Below are 21,201 nucleotides of genomic sequence, written 5' to 3'. Positions count from 1 at the left end.
CGTTTTTGTATACAAAAGCTTCGCGGGCACGCCCGCTCCCACAGGTTCTGCGCTGAACCCTGTGGGAGCGGGCGTGCCCGCGAAGAGGTCGAAAGTCAGACTTCCAGGTAATCCAGGATCCCTTCGGCGGCGTTGCGGCCTTCGAAGATCGCCGTCACCACCAGGTCCGAACCGCGCACCATGTCGCCACCGGCGAACACTTTCGGGTTGCTGGTCTGGTGTTTGAACTTGGCTTTCTCCGGCGCCACCACGCGACCCTGGCTATCCAGCTGGATGCCATGCTGCTCGAACCACGGTGCCGGGCTCGGGCGGAAGCCGAAGGCGATCACCACGGCGTCGGCCGGCAGGATCTCTTCGGAGCCTGGGATCGGCTCGGGGCTACGACGGCCACGGGCATCCGGCTCACCCAGGCGGGTCTCGACAACCTTCACGCCTTCGACCTTGTCCTCGCCGACGATGGCGATGGGCTGGCGGTTGTAGAGGAACTTCACGCCTTCTTCCTTGGCGTTCTTCACCTCTTTGCGCGAACCCGGCATGTTGGCTTCGTCACGGCGATAGGCGCAGGTCACCGACTTGGCGCCCTGGCGGATCGACGTGCGGTTGCAGTCCATCGCGGTGTCGCCACCGCCGAGCACCACCACCTTCTTGCCTTGCATATCGACGAAGTCTTCCGGCGACTTCTCGAAGCCGAGGTTACGGTTGACGTTGGCGATCAGGAAGTCCAGCGCATCGTGGACGCCTGGCAGATCTTCACCCGGGAAACCACCCTTCATGTAGGTGTAGGTGCCCATGCCCATGAACACGGCGTCGTATTCGGCGAGCAACTGTTCCATGGTGATGTCCTTGCCCACCTCGGTGTTCAGGCGGAACTCGATGCCCATGCCGGTAAAGACTTCGCGGCGATTGCTCAACACGGACTTTTCCAGCTTGAACTCCGGGATGCCGAAGGTCAGCAGGCCACCGATCTCCGGGTTCTTGTCGAACACCACCGGGGTCACGCCACCGCGCACCAGCACGTCGGCGCAGCCCAGACCAGCCGGGCCGGCACCAATGATGGCGACGCGCTTGCCGGTTGGCTTGACCTTGGACATGTCCGGGCGCCAGCCCATGGCAAATGCCGTGTCGGTGATGTATTTCTCCACCGAGCCGATGGTCACAGCGCCGAACCCATCATTCAGGGTGCAGGCCCCCTCGCACAGACGGTCCTGCGGGCACACACGGCCGCACACTTCCGGCAGGGTGTTGGTCTGGTGCGACAGTTCGGCCGCGGCCAGGATGTTGCCTTCGGAGACCAGCTTCAGCCAGTTGGGGATGAAGTTGTGTACCGGACACTTCCACTCGCAATACGGGTTGCCGCAGCCCAGGCAACGGTGCGCCTGCTCCACGGACTGCTGCGGCTTGAACGGTTCGTAGATTTCCACGAACTCCTTCTTGCGCTGGCGCAGCAGCTTCTTCTTGGGGTCCTTGCGGCCCACTTCGATGAACTGGAAGTCGTTGTTCAGACGTTCAGCCATTTTTCAAAACCTCTTTACCGCAGTTGCCAGCCTCAGGCTGCAAGCTGCAAGACGATCACTTGAGCACGACAGGCCCCGCGCACGGGGCCGTCACTTGCAGCTGTTCTTACTGCGGGTTGGCACGGGTGCTGGACAGCAGTTGCTTGAGGTTGGCCGCCTTCGGCTTGACCAGCCAGAAGCGTCGCACGTAGTCGTCCAGGTTCTCGAAGAGCTCACGCCCCCACTCGCTGCCGGTCTCTTCCACGTATTCGCCAAGGACCCGCGCCAGGTGGCTGCGGTAGGCTTCCATCGCCTCACCACTGATCCGCTGGATTTCCACCAGCTCGTGGTTGAGCTTGTCGACGAAGCTGTTGTCCATGTCGAGCACGTAGGCGAAGCCGCCAGTCATGCCAGAACCGAAGTTGTAACCGGTCTTGCCCAGAACGCAGACAAAGCCACCGGTCATGTATTCACAGCAGTGATCGCCGGTACCCTCGACAACAGCGTGGGCGCCGGAGTTACGCACAGCGAAGCGCTCGCCCGCGGTACCTGCGGCAAACAGCTTGCCGCCGGTGGCGCCGTACAGGCAGGTGTTGCCGACGATGGCGCTGTGCTGGGTGGCGAACGGGCTGCCGGCGGGTGGCACGATGGTCACCTTGCCACCGGTCATGCCTTTGCCGACGTAGTCGTTGGCGTCGCCTTCCAGGTGCAGGTTCAGGCCACCGGCGTTCCACACGCCGAAGCTCTGGCCAGCGGTACCCTTGAAGCGGAAGGTCACCGGCTTGTCTGCCATGCCCTGGTTGCCGTACAGCTTGGCGATTTCGCCAGAGATACGGGCACCAATGGAACGGTCGCAGTTGCAGATGTCGAGGCTGAACTCGCCACCGGCCTGGTCGCGGATTGCCGGCAGGGCCATCTCGACCATCTTCTCGGCCAGCTCGCCCTTGTCGAACGGCGGGTTGTTGTCGACTTCGCAGAACTGCGGCTTGTCGGCCGGAATGTGCGAGCTGCCCAGCAGCGGGGTCAGGTCCAGGTACTGCTGGCGCTCGGTGTCGCCTGGCAGCACGTCGAGCAGGTCGGTACGGCCGATCAGCTCGCCGAGGCTGCGTACGCCCAGCTTGGCCAGCCACTCACGGGTTTCTTCGGCGACGAAGGTGAAGAAGTTGATCACCATGTCGACGGTGCCGATGTAGTGGTCCTTGCGCAGCTTCTCGTTCTGGGTGGCAACGCCGGTGGCGCAGTTGTTCAGGTGGCAGATACGCAGGTATTTGCAACCCAGGGCGATCATTGGCGCGGTGCCGAAGCCGAAGCTCTCGGCGCCGAGGATCGCTGCCTTGATCACGTCCAGGCCGGTCTTCAAGCCGCCGTCGGTCTGCACCCGCACCTTGCCGCGCAGGTCGTTGCCGCGCAGGGTCTGGTGGGTTTCGGCCAGGCCCAGCTCCCACGGGGCGCCAGCGTACTTGATCGAGGTCAGCGGCGAAGCACCGGTACCACCGTCGTAACCGGAGATGGTGATCAGGTCGGCATAGGCCTTGGCCACGCCGGCGGCAATGGTGCCAACGCCGGCCTCAGCCACCAGCTTGACCGAAACCAGGGCCTGCGGGTTGACCTGCTTGAGGTCGTAGATCAGCTGGGCCAGGTCTTCGATCGAATAGATGTCGTGGTGCGGCGGCGGCGAGATCAGGGTCACGCCCGGTACCGCATAGCGCAGCTTGGCGATCAGGCCGTTGACCTTGCCGCCTGGCAGCTGGCCGCCCTCACCAGGCTTGGCGCCCTGGGCAACCTTGATCTGCAGCACTTCGGCGTTGACCAGGTATTCCGGGGTCACGCCAAAGCGGCCGGTAGCCACCTGCTTGATCTTCGAGCTCTTGATGGTGCCGTAGCGCGACGGGTCTTCACCGCCCTCACCGGAGTTGGAGCGTGCGCCCAGGCGGTTCATCGCCTCGGCCAGAGCTTCGTGAGCTTCCGGCGACAGAGCCCCCAACGAGATACCGGCGGAGTCGAAGCGCTTGAGGATGGCCTCCAGCGGTTCGATCTGGTCCAGCGGCAGGGCCTCGTCGGCGACCTTGACCTTCAGCAGGTCGCGGATCATCGACACCGGGCGCTGGTCGACCAGCGTGGTGTATTCCTTGAACTTGGCATAGTCGCCCTGCTGCACGGCGGCCTGCAAGGTGTTGACTACATCCGGGTTGTAGGCGTGGTATTCGCCACCATGGACGAACTTAAGCAGGCCACCTTGCTGGATTGGCTTGCGCGCACTCCAGGCTTCGGCTGCCAGCAGTTTCTGGTCGCTTTCGAGGTCTACGAAACGCGCACCCTTGATACGGCTGGATACGCCCTTGAAGCTCAGACCAACCACTTCTTCGGCCAGGCCCACGGCTTCGAACAGCTGGGCGCCACGGTACGAGGCGATGGTGGAGATGCCCATCTTCGACAGGATCTTCAGCAGGCCCTTGGAGATGCCCTTGCGGTAGTACTTGAAGACTTCGTCGAGATCGCCGAGCACTTCGCCGGTACGGATCAGGTCGGCCAGCACTTCGTAGGCCAGGTACGGGTAAACGGCCGAGGCACCGAAGCCCAGCAGCACGGCGAAGTGGTGCGGGTCGCGGGCAGTGGCGGTTTCGACCAGGATGTTGCTGTCGCAACGCAGGCCCTGCTCGGTCAGGCGGTGGTGTACGGCACCCACGGCCAGCGAAGCATGTACCGGCAGCTTGCCCGGGGCGATGTAGCGGTCGCTCAGTACCAGCTGGGTCTTGCCGCTGCGCACGGCTTCTTCAGCCTGGTCGGCGATGTTGCGGATGGCCGCTTCCAGGCCGACGCTCTCGTCATAGTTGAGGTCGATCAGTTGGCGGTCGAAGCCTTCGCGCTCCAGGTTCATCAGCGAACGCCACTTGGCGGGCGAGATGACCGGCGAGCTGAGGATGACCCGCGAAGCGTGCTCCGGGGACTCCTGGAAGATGTTGCGCTCGGCGCCCAGGCAGATTTCCAGGGACATGACGATCGCTTCGCGCAGCGGGTCGATCGGCGGGTTGGTCACCTGGGCGAACTGTTGGCGGAAGAAGTCGTATGGCGAACGCACGCGCTGCGAAAGCACCGCCATCGGCGTGTCGTCCCCCATCGAGCCGACCGCTTCCTGGCCCTGCTCGCCGAGTGGGCGCAGCACCTGGTCACGCTCTTCGAAGGTGACCTGGAACATCTTCATGTACTGCTTGAGCTGGTCAGCGTCGTAGCTGGCCACGCCCTGGTCGTCGGTCAGGGTCGCCTGGATGCGCAGGGCGTGCTGACGCAGCCAGCGCTTGTACGGGTGGCGCGACTTCAGACGGTTGTCGATGGCGTCGGTGTCGAGGATCTGGCCGGTCTCGGTGTCCACGGCAAGGATCTGACCCGGGCCGACACGGCCCTTGGCCAGGACTTCCTCAGGCTGGTAGCCCCACACGCCGATTTCCGAGGCGATGGTGATGTAGCCGTTGGTGGTCGTCACCCAGCGCGCCGGACGCAAGCCGTTACGGTCGAGCAGGCACACCGCGTGGCGGCCTTCGGTCATTACGATACCGGCCGGGCCATCCCACGGCTCCATGTGCATGGAGTTGTATTCGTAGAAGGCGCGCAGGTCGGCGTCCATGGTCTCGACGTTTTGCCAGGCTGGCGGCACCAGCATGCGCACGCCGCGGAACAGGTCGATGCCGCCGGTGACCATCAGCTCCAGCATATTGTCCATGCTCGACGAGTCGGAACCGACGCGGTTGACCAGTGGACCGAGCTCTTCGAGGTCGGGGATCAGGTCGTTGGCGAACTTGGTGCGACGGGCCATGGCCCAGTTGCGGTTGCCGGTAATGGTGTTGATCTCGCCGTTGTGGGCGAGGAAGCGGAACGGCTGCGCCAGCGGCCATTTCGGCAGGGTGTTGGTGGAGAAGCGCTGGTGGAACACGCAGATCGCGGTTTGCAGGCGCTCGTCACCCAGGTCCGGATAGAACGCCGCGAGATCGCGCGGCATCATCAGGCCTTTGTAGATGATGGTCTTGTGCGAGAAGCTGCAGATGTAGTGGTCGGCGTCGTGGGCGTTGGCCACGGACGAGCGGCGACGGGCACTGAACAGCTTGATGGCGAATTCCTGATCGCTCAGGCCTTCACCGCCAATGAATACCTGCTCGATCTGCGGCAGGCGCTCCAGGGCCAGGCGGCCGAGCACGCTGGTGTCGATCGGGACCTTGCGCCAGCCGACCAGCTTGAGGCCGGCCGCGACGATTTCGCGGTCCATGTTGGCGCGGGCGGCTTCGGCTTTGACCGGGTCCTGGTTGAAGAACACCATGCCGACGGCGTACTGCCTGGGCAGCTCGACGGCGAAGTGTTGCTGGGCCACGGCCCGCAGGAATTGATCAGGCTTCTGCATGAGCAGACCGCAGCCGTCACCGGTCTTGCCATCGGCGTTGATACCGCCGCGGTGGGTCATGCAGGTCAGTGCCTGCATGGCGGTTTGCAGAAGGTGGTGACTCGGCTCGCCCGTCATATGGGCGATCAGGCCAAAACCACAGTTGTCCTTGAATTCTTCGGGATGGTACAGACCTGTTTTCATAGACACTTTCTCACCAGGTTCACCTCTCAACCGGAGGTAAATCTCTTTTATGTACAACCACTTACCATCCACGCCGATCAAACGCCAGCTTTTTTGCGATGGCCATGGAAAACCATTGTTGCACAGCGACAGTCATACCCACAAATTTTCATGTCTCACCATTGAAAATTTATGTCGCAATTTTGAATGTTTTTGCGCCATGCGCCGTGATAGCGGCTTGGCTCGAGTCTGAAGAGTTTCAGCCAGGTCTGCAACAGAGGCTTGTGGCCGGCAGTCTGGGACAGAAAAGCCTGCCGCGCGCAGGCGCAGCAGGCTAGTCGGATGTCGTTAATCGCTCAGCAACTGGGCGACGGGGTGATGCCGCCCGGAAGGTATCAGCGGGCCGAGGCCAGCTCTTGTTGGACGCTGGCGACGGTACGTGGCCAAGGTTTACCAGCCTGGACCTTCGCTGGCAAGTTCTTGATTGCCGCAACCGCTGCGTCGCGGCTGGCAAAATTGCCGTAGGTGACCACGTAGAGCGGTTTGCCCTGGAGGTTTTTCTTGAAGTAGCGATACTCGCCACCCTGCTCCTTGACGAAGGCCTGGGCCGATGCTTCGGAGCTGGTGCCGAGGATTTGCACCACGTAGTTGCCGGGTTTCTGGCCCGAATACCAACCGCCGCTGGCGCTGCCACTGGCGACCGGCTTTTCCACCGGTTTGGCGGCTGGCTTGGCAACAGCGACCTGAGTGGGTGCCGGGGCCGGCTTGGCAGGCGCAACCGGCTTCACTGGCTGGGTAGCGACAGGCTTCGGCGCAGGTACAACCGGCTGCACAGGCGTGGCAGCCTGGGCCATGCTCGGCGCCGGGCCGGCAGGCACGCCCTGTGGCGGTGCGATGGTGGTCACAGTCGGCGGATTGCCAGGCTGCAGGGCGGTGTTGCCCGCTGGGCCACCTTCTTCGCCATCACCCATGCCGGCAGCTTGCGCCAGCGGCTCGCGCATCACGGGCTGGGACTGCCCGACCAGCGGCAGCGGCATCGGCTGCGACTGGCCAGAGAATTCGATGGCCGGGCTGCCGTTGTTGGACTGGGCGGCGCCTGGCTGGCCCTCGCCCAGCGGCAGCTGGGCCTGGGCTACAGGCGCTTCGGCTGGCGCCTTGTCGCCTTTCTTCGGCATCAGAACTGCAGCACCTACGGCGACCACGACGACAGCGGACAGCGCGAGTACGTGTTTCTTAGGCATTTTGAACCCCATGGATGGTCGCTTGACCGTGGTACGGCTGGCGATCATGGCTTCGATCAAAGTATCGCGGGCGACCTGGTTGATGTTGCCAGGCCATCCGTCGGAGTTTTCATGAATATCGACCAGCTGTTCACGGGTGAACACCTCGATGCCCCGGCCAGCGCCTTCCAGGCGTTGCTCCAGGTACTCGCGGGTTTCTTCCTCGTTGTAGGGGGCGAGTTCAATGATATGGAAGCGCTCTTCCTCGACCTGAATCTCATCCAGCCCGGCAATCAGCGAAGGCTCGCCGAACAGGAACACGTGCGGGCGCCCTTCCGGTAGCCCGGCCGCCAGTTCCAGCAACGCTTGGAGTGCCGACTCGTCGAGTTGTTCCGCATCGTCCACCAGCAAATAGACTTCCTGACCGGTCAGCGCCAGCTGCACCACCTTGTTCAGGATCGCCTGCACTTCAGGCTGGGCCACTTCAAGTGTTTGCGCCACCTGACCGAGCACGCTGGCAGCGTCGCTGGCACCACGGGCCGACACCACCACGCTCAGCACCGTCTGCTTGTTGGTGCTGGCCACCAGGGCCTGGCGCAGCAGGGTCTTGCCGCTGCCAACCGGGCCGGTAACCACCAACATCAGCTGGCTGTAGCGGGCCAAGTGATGAAGTTGGCCCAGCACCGGCTTGCGCTGGGCGGGGAAGAACTTGAAGCCGGGCACACGCGGTGCGAACGGATCGTGGCTCAACTGGTAATGTTCGAGGAACGCCTCATCGGCATGCAAACTGGTCATTACGCTGTCACAACCTCAAAGCTGGGCCACGATCGCGCGGTAATCCGCCGACAGCGTGGCCTGAAGAATCTCTTTCGGATAGTCGTCGGTAATCACGGCCTCGCCCAGCTGGCGCAGCAGCACCAGCCGCAGGCGGCCATCGAGTACCTTCTTGTCGACTGCCATATGCTCCATGAAATGCGCCGGGGTCATTTCCTGTGGTGGCACCACCGGCAAACCTGCGTCCTGCAGCAGGTGGATTGCACGATCACGCTCGGCCTGGTCGATCCAACCCAGGCGCATGGACATTTCCAGGGCCATGACCGTCCCTGCGGCCACGGCTTCACCATGCAGCCACACGCCGTAGCCCATGTGCGTTTCGATGGCATGGCCAAAGGTATGCCCCAGGTTCAGCGTGGCGCGCACGCCCGACTCGCGCTCGTCGGCGCCGACAACGGCTGCCTTGGCAGCGCAGGAGCGACGGATCGCTTCAGTCAGGGCAGCGGGTTCGAGGGCGCGCAGGGCCTGGATATTGTCTTCGAGCCAGCCCAGGAATGGCTTGTCGCAGATCAGGCCGTACTTGATCACTTCAGCCAGGCCCGCCGACAGCTCGCGCGCAGGCAGGGTCTTGAGGCTGGTGGTATCGATCAGTACCGCGTTGGGCTGATAGAAAGCACCGACCATGTTCTTGCCCAACGGGTGGTTGATGCCGGTCTTGCCCCCCACCGAGGAGTCAACCTGAGACAGCAGGGTGGTCGGCACCTGGATGAAATCGACGCCACGCTGGTAGCAGGCTGCGGCGAAGCCGGCCATGTCACCGATCACGCCGCCGCCGAGGGCGACCACGGTAGTACGGCGGTCATGTCGCGCCGTCAGCAAACCGTCAAAGATCAGTTGCAGGGTCTCCCAGTTTTTATGGGCTTCGCCGTCCGGCAGGATCACCGGCAGCACCGAGTAGGCGCCAAGGGTGTTGCTCAGGCGTTGGAGATACAGAGGCGCGACGGTTTCGTTGGAAACGATGGCGACCTGCCGCCCGCGGATATGCGGCGCCAGCAGTTCGGCCTGGTCCAGAAGGCCTTCGCCAATGTAGATCGGGTAGCTACGCTCGCCCAGGTCGACCTTAAGTGTCTGCATGTATCCCCACAATGTACTTGGGCGCGGCGCCGGCTGTTCGACCCGCGCGGTAACGTTGAACCTCGCCTCGGCGCTGGCCGAGAATAGTCCCGGCTTAGCGGGGCGGCAACTGCTGCAGGCGCTCCAGAATATCGAGCACCACCATGCGCGGTGGCCGTTCGTCGGTTTCCACCACCAGGTCGGCAATTTCGCGATAAAGCGGGTCGCGCGCCTCCAGCAAGGCGCGCAGGGTCGCCTCCGGGTTGGCCGTGCGCAGCAACGGGCGATTGCGATCGCGCGCAGTGCGCCCGACCTGTTGTTCCACCGAGGCGTGCAGATAAATGACCCGGCCGCCCCTGTGCAGGGCTTGGCGGTTCTCCGCACGCATGACTGCGCCGCCACCGGTCGCCACCACCACGCCATCGAGCGCGCAGAGCTCGGCGATCATCGCCTGCTCACGGTCACGGAAGCCCGGTTCGCCTTCTTTGTCGAAGATCCACGGGATATTGGCACCGGTCCGCAGTTCGATTTCCTTGTCGGAATCTTTGAACAGCAGGCGCAGCTCTTTGGCCAACAGGCGCCCTATGGTGCTTTTACCAGCGCCCATGGGTCCTACAAGTATCAAATTTCGCACAGAATCAACGACTCACAGCAATCGCCTGGTCACTCATGATACGCGGAGTCAGGAAGACCAGCAGCTCGGATTTTTTCTCTTGTAATGCATCGCGTCGAAACAGCCGCCCAACATACGGCAGATCGCCGAAAAATGGCACCTTGTCGACCACTTTGTTTTGCGTGGTCGAGTAGACGCCACCGATGACGATGGTTTCACCGTCCGCCACACGGACCTTGGCATTGACCTCGTTCTTGCGAATCGGCGGCACGTCGTTCAGGGCATTGACGAAATCAGGCTCGTCCTTGGTCACCTTGACGGTCATGATGACCTTGCCATCCGGGGTGATTTGCGGAGTGACCTCCAGCGAGAGCGAGGCCTCACGAAAGGCGATCGAGGTAGCGCCACTTTTGCTGGTTTCCTGATAAGGCACCTCGGTGCCCTTGAGAATCCTCGCGGTTTCCTTGTCAGCCGTCACTACCTTGGGCTGGGAGATGATTTCACCGTTGCCGCTCTTTTCCATGGCGCTGAGTTCCAGGTCCAGCAACAGGCCACTGCGCAACAGGCCGACGCCGATGCCGGCACTGCCTCGCTCCATGCCCAGGTCGACGAACAGGTCCTTGCCCAATCGTGGCGCTTCCCCATATAGCTGCCGCCCCCAACGCACGCCCAGGCCTTTCTCATAGTCGACGTTGGCCTCCACGATGCGCGCCTCGATCTCCACCTGCCGCACCGGCACGTCCAGCTGAGCGACCAACTGCCGCAAATCGGCGAGGCGATCCGCAGGCTGGTGGGCGACCAAGGTGTTGGTGCGAGTGTCGACGCTCAGGCTGCCACGACCGGTCAGAATGCCGTCGTCCGTCAGGGTTGCCAGCAACAGCTCCGCGAGCTCGGCAGCCTGTGCGTGATGGATCGGCAGCAGCTCACGCTGCAGGGGTTGCAGCTGCGCATCCAGCTCCTGCCCGATGCGGGCACCGCGGGATTGTTCGGCCAACTCGGCGGCTGGCGCCACCAGCAGCACATTCCCCTCTTCGCGCCGAGCCAGCCCTTTGCTACCAAGGACCAGCTCCAACGCCTGGTCCCATGGGACTTCGTGCAACCGCAGGGTTACATTGCCCTGCACCGTATCGCTGGCCACCAGGTTGATCCCGGCGTAGTCCGCCAGCACCTGAAGTACCGAGCGCACCTCGACATCCTGAAAATTCAGCGAGATGGGCTCACCCCGATAGGGCGCTGCCATGCACAACTGACTGGTGAGTAGCGCCACCGTCATCCATTTCAATAGCCATTTCATCACCGTCGCTGGCCTCCATTGTCACGCTCTTCCTGAGCGTCAGCATTACCGTGCGCTCACGCCACACGCCCCCGAGGAACAGCCGCTCACGCACGTTCAGCTGGCGCTCGCCGACTTCCACCACAACACCTCCATCGCGCCCCAGCCGATCACCGGGGCGCACGCGATACAAGCGACCTGCCGCCGACAGCAACGCTTCGCGCTGCGGCCCCCGCTGCAGGCTGCCGACCATCTGCAGCTGAGCCAGCGGCACGCTGGCAAGCCCCGCCTGGGCAATTCGCGTAGCCCATTCGGAAAACGGATCGAGCACCACCGGCAACATCTCACCGCGAGCAGGTCTATCGGCCAAGGTTGAGGGCTCAGGCACTTCACCATCGGCTTGATAAGCATGCACGCGCATGCCCAGGCGCAACAGCCCGGGCCTGTCCTCGGCAGGTGCCAGCCACAAGGCTTCGGCGCGCAACAGACGAACCTGGCCGAGCCAGTCGTCCAACCACATCCGCAGCCCCGAATAGCGCCCAACGACCTGCACGTCCAGTGATGTCTGGCAATAGCCAGGCTGGTGGTTTACCTCATCAAGTACATCGAGGCGTTCGAAGTGCAGGCCATGCGCATGCCCCGAGGCTGCCAGCTGGTCCAGCAAATCGCTCATGTCGGCCCCGGCGGCAAGGCGCCAGCGAGCATCCTGCAGATGCTGTCGTGCAGCATCGAGGCCCTCGCGCATCCGTGACAACGCCAGCACTTCGGCAGCCCTGGTTTCATGCACCTGGAGCAGGCGAACTTGCCTGGCGTGCTCTTCCTCCTGAAGCTGCAACCAGTACGGTAAACGAAACAGGCAACCGCCCCCCACCACGATAAGGCCTACGGCGAACGGCAGCGCGCGGCGAACGAGCTGCGAACGCTCGATGAGGGCCAGCCATTCGCCTTTCTGCAACAGATTCACGACCAGAGCGCCGACATGCGGGCCAACAATATGAACGCGTCGCCGCCCGGCTCACTCTTCAGGCTTTTGAGCTCCAGTTCACGCAGCGCACCGGAACGTTCCAGTTCACGCATCAGCTGGGCTACGACTGCGCCGGAGGCAGCCACGCCGACCATGCGCACCTGGGAGCCCTGCAGTTCGAGCCTGAGCAGCTGGACGCCCTCCGGCAGCGCCCGCTCCAGATCCGCAAACACGGCTGTCACCCGCCCCTGTCCAGCACGCAAGTCAGCCAAGGCCGCCGTCTGCGCTCGCACTTGCTCGTAGGATTGCCGGATACGATCATGCTCACCCCTGTGCACTTCAAGTACATTGATAGCGGTTTGCTGACTATTGTTGGCAGCGGCTTGCTGACGAGCTCGCTGACGAGCCAACTGGTCTATAAGCAGCACCGCAGACAACGCCACGACAGCCGCCCCCACCACCATCAGGCGCAAACGCCTGAGCGCTGCCAGGCGCTGCCGCTCTCGCCACGGCATCAGATTCAGGCGCAACATCAATGCACGCTCCCCATTGCCAGCGAAAACGCCAAGGCCATCCGGCCGTCGCGGCAATCCACCCCAGCCACGGTCGGCAAAGGCCGGCACGGCAAGCCGAGACGCTCGCTCAGTCGGCCAAGCGGGTATTGCCCAGCCTCCGGCGCGCCGACCACAAGCACTTCTTCCGGCCCTGCCTCTGCAGCGAAAACCTCCCCAGGCAAGTCAGGTAACGCCTCCGGGAGCAACTCCCGCCTCAAAGGCAGCGCGTCGCCAAGCCAGCCATGCAGCGTCGAACCGCCCGGCTCGATGCGCAGCAGCGCTGCCTGGCCTTTGCTTTGGCAGGGCATCAGGCGACGCAAGGCAATGCTGTCTACCTCGGCGACTTCAAGCTCAAGCCCGGCTGCTTCGAATGCAGCTTGCACGGGCTGCAGTGCACTCTGCCGACTGGCTGCGACCAAGACATCCAGGCTACCGGGATGCTGCGACGAGGCACCCAGCACCTGAAAATCCAGTACCAGGTCTTCAAGGGGGAAGGGGAACAGCCGGTCTGCTTCTGCCAGCAGTCGCGCCTCCATTTGACTTGGAGCCTGGCCGCCTGGAAGTTGGCATAGCTTGCAAATCACTTGTGAGGCAGGCAGCGCTACGGCTGCCCGGCGTTCGCGGCTGCCGGATTGTCGATGAGCGCTGCGCAGGGCAGCGACAATACGCTCAGGGTCCTGCCAGCCGTTGCCAGGCGCAAACGGCTCGACCGCCCAGACCAACTGCTGGTAACGCCCCCTGTGGCGCCGCAGCTGTGCAATACGTATGGAGTCGGAAGCGATTTCCACCCCCAACAGTGAACTGGCATCCTTGCCAAAACGTCCAAGCATGGCGACTTCCTTGCTACAACCATGAACCGCCGCATTGCCGGGCCTGACCGGCCAGACGGTGCAGCGGGCCGCCTGGCCGGTCACCCGGCGAGACGAAAAATGCTTATAATGCCCAGCGTTTTTTCGTCCGCCGGCCCCGTGCGCAATTCACCCCTCAATCTGGACACCGAAAAGCCTTGATACGCCTGCTGAAGTTCTTCTGGTGGTCTTTTGTCGCAGTCATCTGCGCGCTCGTACTCGGTGTGAGCGGTGCGTTTCTGTATCTTAGCCCCAACCTGCCGTCGGTCGATTCGCTCAGAAGCGTTCAGTTGCAGATTCCCCTCAGGGTGTACAGCAGCGACGGCAAGCTGATCGCCGAATTCGGCGAAATGCGCCGCTCGCCGATCCGTTTCGCGGAAATTCCGCCACAGTTCATTCAGGCGCTTCTGTCAGCCGAGGACGACAATTTCCTCAATCACTACGGGGTCGACCCGAGCAGCCTGATGCGCGCCGCGACCCAGCTGGTGAAAACCGGTCATATCCAGACGGGTGGCAGCACCATCACCATGCAGGTGGCGAAGAACTTCTTCCTCAGCAGCGAGCGCAGTTTCTCGCGCAAGACCAACGAGATTCTCCTGGCCTTGCAGATCGAACGTGAGCTGACCAAGGACGAGATCCTCGAGCTGTACGTCAACAAGATCTACCTGGGCAACCGCGCCTACGGTATCGATGCGGCTGCGCAGGTGTATTACGGCAAGTCGATCCGTGACGTAAGCCTGGCGCAAATGGCGATGATCGCCGGCCTGCCCAAGGCACCGTCGCGCTTCAACCCGTTGGCCAACCCGGTGCGCGCCAAAGAGCGTCGCGACTGGATCCTCGGTCGCATGTACAAACTCGGCAAGATCGACGAGGCGAGCTATCAGGCCGCCCTGGCCGAGCCGCTGAATGCCAGCTACCACGTGCCCGCCCCCGAAGTTAACGCGCCGTACGTCGCCGAAATGGCCCGTGCCGAAATGGTTGGCCGCTATGGCAGCGACGCCTATACCGAAGGCTTCCGTGTCACCACCACGGTGCCGAGCGACATGCAGGAGATGGCCAACAAGGCCATCCTCAACGGCCTGTCCGAGTATGACGAGCGCCACGGCTACCGCGGCCCTGAAGCTCGCTTCCCGGGCAAGACCCTGGCCGCCTGGCAACAGGAGCTGAGCAAGCAACGCACGTTGGGCGGCCTGGAACCTGCCATCGTCACGCGCGTGGAAAAGAGCGGTGTAAAAGTGCTGACCCGCGCAGGCAGCGAAGAAGAGGTTAGCTGGGACACCATGAAGTGGGCCCGCCCCTTCATCAACAGCAATTCGCAGGGCCGCGCACCGCAATCGCCTGCCGACGTTGCCCAAGTGGGTGATCTGGTACGCCTGCAGCGCCTGAATGACGGCAAGCTAAAGTTCAGCCAGGTACCAGGAGCACAGAGTGCGCTGGTCTCCCTCGACCCGCAGAACGGCGCCATCCGCGCCCTGGTCGGCGGCTTCTCGTTCGAGCAGAGCAACTACAACCGTGCCATGCAGGCCAAGCGCCAGCCAGGCTCGAGCTTCAAGCCGTTCATCTATAGTGCTGCACTGGACAGCGGCTACACTGCCTCCAGCCTGGTCAACGATGCGCCAATCGTGTTCTTCGACCAGTACCAGAACAATGAATGGCGACCCAAGAACGACACCAACACCTTCCTCGGCCCGATCCGCCTGCGTGAAGCGCTGTACAAGTCGCGCAACCTGGTGTCGATCCGCCTGCTGCAGGCCATGGGCGTGGACCGTACCATCGACTACATCGCCAAGTTCGGCTTCAACAAGCAGGACCTGCCGCGCAACCTTTCGCTGGCGCTGGGCACTGCAACCCTGACGCCGATGGAGATCGCCACGGGCTGGAGCACCTTTGCCAACGGCGGCTACAAGATCAATCCATACCTGATCGATCGCATCGAGAGCCGCAGCGGCGAGACCCTGTTCATCGCCAACCCCGCGCGCGTGCCGCAAGGCGCCGAAGACCATGCCGGCCTCGCAGCACCAGAGCAGCCGATCAGCACCGCTGCCCTGCCTGGCGAGGCGCCGTCCGCCCTGGGCCAGATCGCCCCGCCACCGCAGACGCCAGCTGTTGCCGAACAGATCGTCGATGGCCGCACCACTTACATCCTCACCAGCATGCTGCAGGATGTGATCAAGCGCGGCACAGGCCGCCGGGCATTGGCCCTGGGCCGTACCGACCTGGCCGGCAAGACAGGTACCACCAACGAATCCAAGGACGCCTGGTTCTCCGGCTACAACGCCGATTACGTCACCACCGTGTGGGTCGGTTTCGACCAGCCTGAAACCCTCGGTCGCCGTGAGTACGGCGGTACGGCAGCCCTGCCGATCTGGATGAGCTTCATGGGTGCGGCACTGAAGGACAAGCCAAGCCATGCACCGGCGGAACCGGAAGGCATCCTCAGCCTGCGGGTGGACCCGGTCAGCGGCCGTGCCGCTTCGCCAAGCACGCCAGATGCCTACTTCGAGCTGTTCAAGGCCGAGGACTCTCCACCGTCGGTGGATGAACTGGGCAACGGCACTGCGCCGGGCAGCCCACTGCCAGCGGACGAAGCAGCGCCGATGGATCTGTTCTGATTGGCAGACTAACCCCGCCCCTGTAGGAGCGGCCTTGTGTCGCGAAAGGGGTGCGTAGCGCCCCCAGGATTCATGCTCCGAGCAAAGAGTGCCGGGGCCGCTCTTCGACCCTCTCGCGACACAAGGCCGCTCCTACAGCGGGCCACGTCAGCCGGGACACCGGCAAACAAAAAGCCCCGGCTCTTGCGAGCCGGGGCTTTTTTGTGTCGCTACAGCTGCAATCAGCCGTTGAACACTTCATCCACGCTGGTCAGCGGGTAGTGCTTCGGATACGGCAGGGTAGCTACGCCGGACTCGATGGCAGCCTTGGCCACAGCGTCGGAAACGACGGTAATCAGACGAGCGTCCAGTGGCTTCGGAATGATGTACTCACGGCCGAACTCCAGGCCTTCGACACCGTAGGCTTCGCAGACTTCTTTCGGCACTGGCAGCTTGGCCAGGTCTTTCAGCGCGATGGCGGCAGCGATCTTCATTTCTTCGTTGATGCGCTTGGCGCGAACGTCCAGGGCACCACGGAAGATGAACGGGAAGCCCAGTACGTTGTTGACCTGGTTCGGGTAGTCGGAACGACCGGTAGCCATGATCACGTCGCTGCGAGTGGCGTGAGCCAGCTCTGGGGAGATTTCCGGGTCCGGGTTCGAGCAGGCGAACACGATCGGGTTGGCAGCCATCGACTTCAGGCCTTCCGGGCTCAGCAGGTTCGGGCCGGACAGGCCTACGAACACGTCAGCACCGTCCAGGGCATCGGCCAGGGTGCGCTTGTCGGTCGCGTGGGCGAACTGGGCCTTGTACTGGTTCAGGTCGTCGCGGCCAGCGTGGATCACGCCGCTGCGGTCGATCATGAAGATGTTCTCGACCTTGGCACCCATGCTGACCAGCAGCTTCATGCAGGAGATGGCGGCAGCGCCGGCACCGAGGCAGACGATCTTGGCGTCTTCCAGCTTCTTGCCGGCGATTTCCAGGGCGTTGATCATGCCGGCCGCGGTGACGATTGCGGTGCCGTGCTGGTCATCATGGAACACCGGAATGTCGCACTGCTCGATCAGCGTGCGTTCGATTTCGAAACACTCTGGGGCCTTGATGTCTTCGAGGTTGATGCCACCGAAGGTGATGGAGATGCGGCGAACGGTGTCGATGAAAGCTTGCGGGCTTTCCGATTCGACTTCGATGTCGAACACGTCGATACCGGCGAAACGCTTGAACAGAACGCCCTTGCCTTCCATCACTGGCTTGGAGGCCAGTGGGCCGAGGTCACCCAGACCGAGGATGGCGGTGCCATCGGAAATTACAGCGACCAGGTTGCCCTTGCCAGTGTATTTGTAGGCCAGCTCAGGATCACGGCCGATTTCGCGCACGGGTTCTGCAACGCCTGGGCTGTAGGCCAGGGCGAGATCGCGGGCGGTGGCGGTGGGCTTGGAGAGCTCGACGCTCAGTTTCCCCGGACGAGGTTGAGCGTGGTATTCGAGAGCGGCGGTTTTCAGGTCTGACATGGTGGGCATTCCGCTATTTACTGTTCTGACGGACCGCCGAGGATACGCAAAGAGCCGGGGAGCCACAAGACTGGTCAGTCACTTGTGTCAAGGCCTTTGGCCTACGACTTTAAGCTATCACGCACGGGGGCATTCGGCTCACAGTGTGTACAATCTGATAACGAAATGTCTACATCTTTTCAGCCTGAAGTGCGCTCCAGCATCCCGGGATCGGTCAACGGCAATACCCAGCGTCGCTGCCCCGGCTTGAGCCCTCCCTTGCGGGAACGATCCAGCACCCAGCCGCGCGCCTCGACCTGGCGTCCTTTGAGATTAGTGAAGAAGCTGGCGGGGAAGGTGCGTTGCAGACGAGCGGGGATCTGCAGCACAACAGCATCGTCCAGTTCGAGCCAGATCCCGCCACGATTGCGCTCAATGCTACGGATGGTGCCGCTGACAACGGCAAACCCGGATTGCCGCACATCGGCAGCGCTGCGCACTGGCGAGCTGCGCCACAGCCCGACCCGCGCCTGGCGTGCCACCCGCTCGGCTGCTTGCTGGCAACCTGCCAGGCGCACATTTGGCGCAACCGCTACGTGGTAGCCAAGGCCCTCGCTGAGCAGCCGTGCCTCCATATTGTCGCCATTACGGCCATAGATGTGCGCCAGGGTGCGTCCGTACTTGTCCTTGCCCTCGACACCGGGCACCAACCCGACGCGACCGTCACTGGCTTTGACCAACGCTTGCAGTCGCTGCCTGGCAGCCTCGGCATAAGGTTCACTGGTGCGCCCCCTGCGCCCGATTTCCGGGGCATTGATGCCGATCATGCGAACACTGCGACCGTCGGTCAGGCGCAACGTGTCGCCATCCACTACCCGGCGCACCGCCACCTGCTGTGGTTTGTCTGGCACGGGGCAGAACGCCAGGGCCGGTAGCTGCCAGATTGCGCCCACAAAAAAGGCGCCCACGAGGGGCGCCTTTTTCAGCAACAACGCGAAGCCCGAAGGATTCGCCATGCGCATGATTACTTCTTGGTACCGAACATACCGAAGCGATCGGCGAACTTCTGTACGCGACCACCGGTGTCCAGGACTTTCTGCTTACCGGTGTAGAACGGGTGGCACAGGTTGCAAACGTCGATCGCCAGGGTGTCGCCCAGGGTCGAACGAGTTTCGAACTTGTTACCGCAGCTGCAGGTGACTGCAACTACTTCGTAGTTCGGGTGGATACCTTCTTTCATGGTCACTTCCTCGAGCTGCGTGCCGCCACCCAACACCTATTGTTGAATACCGCACGTAATTAGGCGGCGAATAATACCAGAGCATCACGCCAACGCAAGTTGTCGCTTGCACCGACCGTCGTCTGCTAGGCTCGCCAGTCTTTGAAACACCCTCTGAGACCTTCCGCGTGTCCGACGTCATCCTGCGCCTTGCCCTGCCCTCCCCGTTGCGCCGCCTGTTCGATTACCGGGCGCCAGCGAGCATGGCGCGCCAGGTGCTGACCCCGGGCATGCGCATCCGCGTGCCCTTCGGGCGCCGCGAAATGATTGGCGTACTGGTGGAAGTGTGCGAGCACAGCGAGGTGCCCGCCGAGAAGCTCAAGCCTGCCAGTGCCTTGCTCGACCCGGTCTCGCCGATCCCGGCATCGCTGTTCAGGTTGTGCCTGTGGACTGCCCAGTACTACCAGCACAGCCTGGGCGACACCTTGAGCTGGGCCCTGCCCACGCTGCTGCGCCAGGGCGAACCTGCCGAGATGCGCCAGGAGCGCTTCTGGCACGTGGCACCCGGCGCACGCCTGGAGGACCCTCGCATCGCCCGTGCCCCGCGCCAGCGCGACGCCCTCAAGACCCTGGCCCAGCACCCCCACGGCGTAGCGCACAGCCTGCTGGGCAAGCTCAACCTGAACAAGGACAGCCTTGACCTGCTGCTGGCCAAGGAGCTGGTTCAGGTCGAGGTACGCCGCCACCTGCCGGCGCACCGCCACGAGCACTGGCTGGCGCAGCCGGAACTGCCCCTCAATGAAGAACAGCGCCAAGCCTTCGACGCGGTGCGCGAGGGTTTTGGCGGCTTCGGCGCCTTCCTGCTGGCCGGCGTCACCGGCAGCGGCAAGACCGAGGTGTACCTGCAACTGATTCGTGAAACCCTCGAAGCCGGCAAGCAGGCGCTGGTGCTGATCCCCGAAATCAATCTCGGCCCGCAGACCCTGGCGCGCTTCGAGCAGCGTTTCAACGCCCGCATCGCCCTGCTGCATTCGGCCGTGAGCGACCGCGAGCGCCTCGATGCCTGGCTGGCTGCCCGCGACGGCGAGGCCGACATCATCATCGGCACACGTTCGGCGCTGTTCACGCCAATGAAGACCCCCGGCCTGATCATCATCGACGAAGAGCACGATGGGTCCTACAAGCAACAGGAAGGCCTGCGCTACCACGCCCGCGACCTCGCGCTGGTGCGCGCCCATCAGGAAAACATTCCGATCCTGCTCGGCTCCGCCACGCCGTCGCTGGAGACACTGCACAACGCGCTCACCGGCCGCTATCGCCTGCTGCGCATGAACCAGCGCGCGGGCGGCGCACGTCCACCGCGCATGCTGCGCCTGGATGTGAAAAGCCTGCCGCTGGACAGCGGTATCAGTGGCCCATTGCAGCAGGCCATCCGCCAGACTCTGGAAGCCGGCCAGCAAGTCCTGGTGTTCCTCAACCGTCGTGGCTTCGCTCCGACCTTGCTGTGTCATGACTGCGGCTGGCTGTCAGAATGCCCACGCTGCGATGCCCGCATGACCGTGCACCAGCGCTCTGGCGTGCTGCGCTGCCACCACTGCGGCTACGACGAGCGTCTGCCGCAGCAGTGCCCGCAGTGCAACCACGTCGACCTGCGGCCGGTGGGCGCCGGTACCGAACGCGCCGAAGAGCGACTGAAGGTGTTGTTCCCGGATTACCCGATCCTGCGCGTTGATCGCGACAGCACGGCGCGCAAGGACGCCATGCACCATTTGTTCAGCACCATTCAGCGAGGCCAGCCAAGCATCCTGGTCGGCACCCAGATGCTGGCCAAGGGTCACCACTTCCCGCGGGTGACACTGGTCGCCATTCTCGACGCCGATGGCGGGCTGTTCTCGGGGGACTTCCGCGCCAGCGAGCGCATGGCCCAGCTGATCGTCCAGGTTGCTGGGCGAGCAGGGCGCGCTGAAGATCCTGGCAAGGTGATCATCCAGACCCACCTGGCCGACCACCCGCTGCTGGTGCAACTGACCGAGCAAGGCTACTTCGCCTTCGCCGAGCAAGCCCTGGACGAACGCCGCAACGCCGGGCTGCCGCCATTCTCCCACCTTGCCCTGCTGCGGGCCGAAGCGCACAAGCCCGGCCAGGCCGAAGGCTTCCTCGACGAAGCCTGCGCCGCTGCCGAGCGCCTGGTCGCCGAACAGTGCCTGCCCGGTATCGAACTGCTGGGGCCGGTGCCTGCCCCCATGGAGCGGCGCGCCGGGCGCTTCAGGGCGCAATTGTTGATTCAGGCCAACACCCGAGCCCCCTTGCATCGACTGATCAGTGCCTGGTTGCTAGTGTTGGAGCAACTGCCAAGCGGGCGCCAGGTACGCTGGTCTCTGGATGTCGACCCGGTTGACCTTTATTAAGCTTCGGCCCCAAAGGTTGGCAACCCGCCCCTGGCAACGGATAATGCCCAGTTTTTCCACCTGCGCATCCAGGCGCTCCACCGCGCTTG

Annotated in this window: 14 protein-coding genes; 2 read left to right on the top strand and 12 right to left on the bottom strand. The window is 63.3% G+C overall.

Features of this window, described 5'->3' with window-relative positions; genetic code table 11:
* Window positions 1-95 precede the first annotated feature (95 nt).
* The 9 genes from ACTORR_RS15950 to pilM form a co-directional block, all read right to left on the bottom strand.
* Window positions 96-1,514, bottom strand: a complete 1,419-nt coding sequence (locus ACTORR_RS15950) for an FAD-dependent oxidoreductase (protein ID WP_054884232.1) — start codon at window positions 1,512-1,514, stop codon at window positions 96-98.
* Window positions 1,515-1,620: 106 nt separating this feature from the next.
* Window positions 1,621-6,066 carry a glutamate synthase large subunit gene (gene gltB / locus ACTORR_RS15945; protein ID WP_262108162.1) on the bottom strand — a complete coding sequence of 1,482 codons (4,446 nt, stop codon included), beginning with the start codon at window positions 6,064-6,066 and terminating at the stop codon, window positions 1,621-1,623.
* Window positions 6,067-6,440: 374 nt separating this feature from the next.
* Window positions 6,441-8,060: an AAA family ATPase gene (locus tag ACTORR_RS15940; protein ID WP_054884230.1), complete on the bottom strand. Its 1,620-nt coding sequence runs from the start codon at window positions 8,058-8,060 to the stop codon at window positions 6,441-6,443.
* A 15-nt stretch (window positions 8,061-8,075) separates the two neighbouring features.
* Entirely contained in the window at window positions 8,076-9,173 is a 1,098-nt protein-coding gene (gene aroB, locus ACTORR_RS15935) for a 3-dehydroquinate synthase (protein WP_099814477.1), read from the bottom strand.
* Between the two features lie 94 nt (window positions 9,174-9,267).
* Window positions 9,268-9,786, bottom strand: coding sequence for a shikimate kinase AroK (gene aroK, locus ACTORR_RS15930; protein ID WP_054884228.1), 519 nt, complete (start codon window positions 9,784-9,786; stop codon window positions 9,268-9,270).
* A gap of 4 nt (window positions 9,787-9,790) precedes the next feature.
* Window positions 9,791-11,059, bottom strand: coding sequence for a type IV pilus secretin PilQ (locus ACTORR_RS15925; RefSeq protein WP_082433459.1), 1,269 nt, complete (start codon window positions 11,057-11,059; stop codon window positions 9,791-9,793).
* Window positions 10,983-12,002 carry a pilus assembly protein PilP gene (locus ACTORR_RS15920; RefSeq protein ID WP_313365097.1) on the bottom strand — a complete coding sequence of 340 codons (1,020 nt, stop codon included), beginning with the start codon at window positions 12,000-12,002 and terminating at the stop codon, window positions 10,983-10,985. Before ACTORR_RS15920 ends, ACTORR_RS15925 begins: the two co-directional genes overlap by 77 nt.
* Window positions 11,999-12,535: a PilN domain-containing protein gene (locus ACTORR_RS15915; RefSeq protein WP_313365100.1), complete on the bottom strand. Its 537-nt coding sequence runs from the start codon at window positions 12,533-12,535 to the stop codon at window positions 11,999-12,001. Before ACTORR_RS15915 ends, ACTORR_RS15920 begins: the two co-directional genes overlap by 4 nt.
* On the bottom strand, window positions 12,535-13,386 hold the full coding sequence (gene pilM / locus ACTORR_RS15910; RefSeq protein ID WP_054884225.1) for a type IV pilus biogenesis protein PilM: 852 nt from the start codon (window positions 13,384-13,386) through the stop codon (window positions 12,535-12,537). The genes ACTORR_RS15915 and pilM overlap by 1 nt, the downstream gene beginning before the upstream one ends.
* Before the next feature lie 176 nt (window positions 13,387-13,562).
* On the opposite strand from pilM, the gene ACTORR_RS15905 reads away from it, so the two are divergent.
* A complete protein-coding gene (locus tag ACTORR_RS15905) occupies window positions 13,563-16,016 on the top strand; it encodes a penicillin-binding protein 1A (RefSeq protein WP_054884224.1) in 2,454 nt (817 codons plus the stop codon).
* A 221-nt stretch (window positions 16,017-16,237) separates the two neighbouring features.
* Here the strand turns inward: ACTORR_RS15905 and ACTORR_RS15900 are convergent, their stop codons facing one another.
* The 3 genes from ACTORR_RS15900 to rpmE form a co-directional block, all read right to left on the bottom strand.
* Window positions 16,238-17,506 carry a malic enzyme-like NAD(P)-binding protein gene (locus ACTORR_RS15900; RefSeq protein WP_054884223.1) on the bottom strand — a complete coding sequence of 423 codons (1,269 nt, stop codon included), beginning with the start codon at window positions 17,504-17,506 and terminating at the stop codon, window positions 16,238-16,240.
* Window positions 17,507-17,685: 179 nt separating this feature from the next.
* Entirely contained in the window at window positions 17,686-18,507 is an 822-nt protein-coding gene (locus ACTORR_RS15895) for a thermonuclease family protein (RefSeq protein ID WP_313365098.1), read from the bottom strand.
* A 2-nt stretch (window positions 18,508-18,509) separates the two neighbouring features.
* A complete protein-coding gene (gene rpmE, locus ACTORR_RS15890; protein WP_054884221.1) occupies window positions 18,510-18,725 on the bottom strand; it encodes a 50S ribosomal protein L31 in 216 nt (71 codons plus the stop codon).
* A gap of 167 nt (window positions 18,726-18,892) precedes the next feature.
* Here rpmE and ACTORR_RS15885 point away from each other — a divergent pair, with 167 nt between their 5' ends.
* Window positions 18,893-21,112, top strand: coding sequence for a primosomal protein N' (locus ACTORR_RS15885; RefSeq protein WP_441343712.1), 2,220 nt, complete (start codon window positions 18,893-18,895; stop codon window positions 21,110-21,112).
* Window positions 21,113-21,201 lie beyond the last annotated feature (89 nt).

It is taken from the genome of Pseudomonas sp. SAR267, from assembly GCF_052077595.1.
Classification (GTDB): domain Bacteria; phylum Pseudomonadota; class Gammaproteobacteria; order Pseudomonadales; family Pseudomonadaceae; genus Aquipseudomonas; species Aquipseudomonas vlassakiae.
This window is presented reverse-complemented; position numbering and strand designations above follow the sequence as displayed.

What these genes read in the sequence shown, in the direction of transcription:
- ACTORR_RS15925 (WP_082433459.1), bottom strand. Translation starts at nt 11,059, where the DNA reads ATGAAATGGCTATTGAAATGGATGACGGTGGCGCTACTCACCAGTCAG.
- gltB (WP_262108162.1), bottom strand. Translation starts at nt 6,066, where the DNA reads ATGAAAACAGGTCTGTACCATCCCGAAGAATTCAAGGACAACTGTGGT.
- pilM (WP_054884225.1), bottom strand. Translation starts at nt 13,386, where the DNA reads ATGCTTGGACGTTTTGGCAAGGATGCCAGTTCACTGTTGGGGGTGGAA.
- ACTORR_RS15900 (WP_054884223.1), bottom strand. Translation starts at nt 17,506, where the DNA reads ATGTCAGACCTGAAAACCGCCGCTCTCGAATACCACGCTCAACCTCGT.
- ACTORR_RS15895 (WP_313365098.1), bottom strand. Translation starts at nt 18,507, where the DNA reads ATGCGCATGGCGAATCCTTCGGGCTTCGCGTTGTTGCTGAAAAAGGCG.
- ACTORR_RS15915 (WP_313365100.1), bottom strand. Translation starts at nt 12,535, where the DNA reads ATGTTGCGCCTGAATCTGATGCCGTGGCGAGAGCGGCAGCGCCTGGCA.
- rpmE (WP_054884221.1), bottom strand. Translation starts at nt 18,725, where the DNA reads ATGAAAGAAGGTATCCACCCGAACTACGAAGTAGTTGCAGTCACCTGC.
- ACTORR_RS15940 (WP_054884230.1), bottom strand. Translation starts at nt 8,060, where the DNA reads ATGACCAGTTTGCATGCCGATGAGGCGTTCCTCGAACATTACCAGTTG.
- ACTORR_RS15950 (WP_054884232.1), bottom strand. Translation starts at nt 1,514, where the DNA reads ATGGCTGAACGTCTGAACAACGACTTCCAGTTCATCGAAGTGGGCCGC.
- aroB (WP_099814477.1), bottom strand. Translation starts at nt 9,173, where the DNA reads ATGCAGACACTTAAGGTCGACCTGGGCGAGCGTAGCTACCCGATCTAC.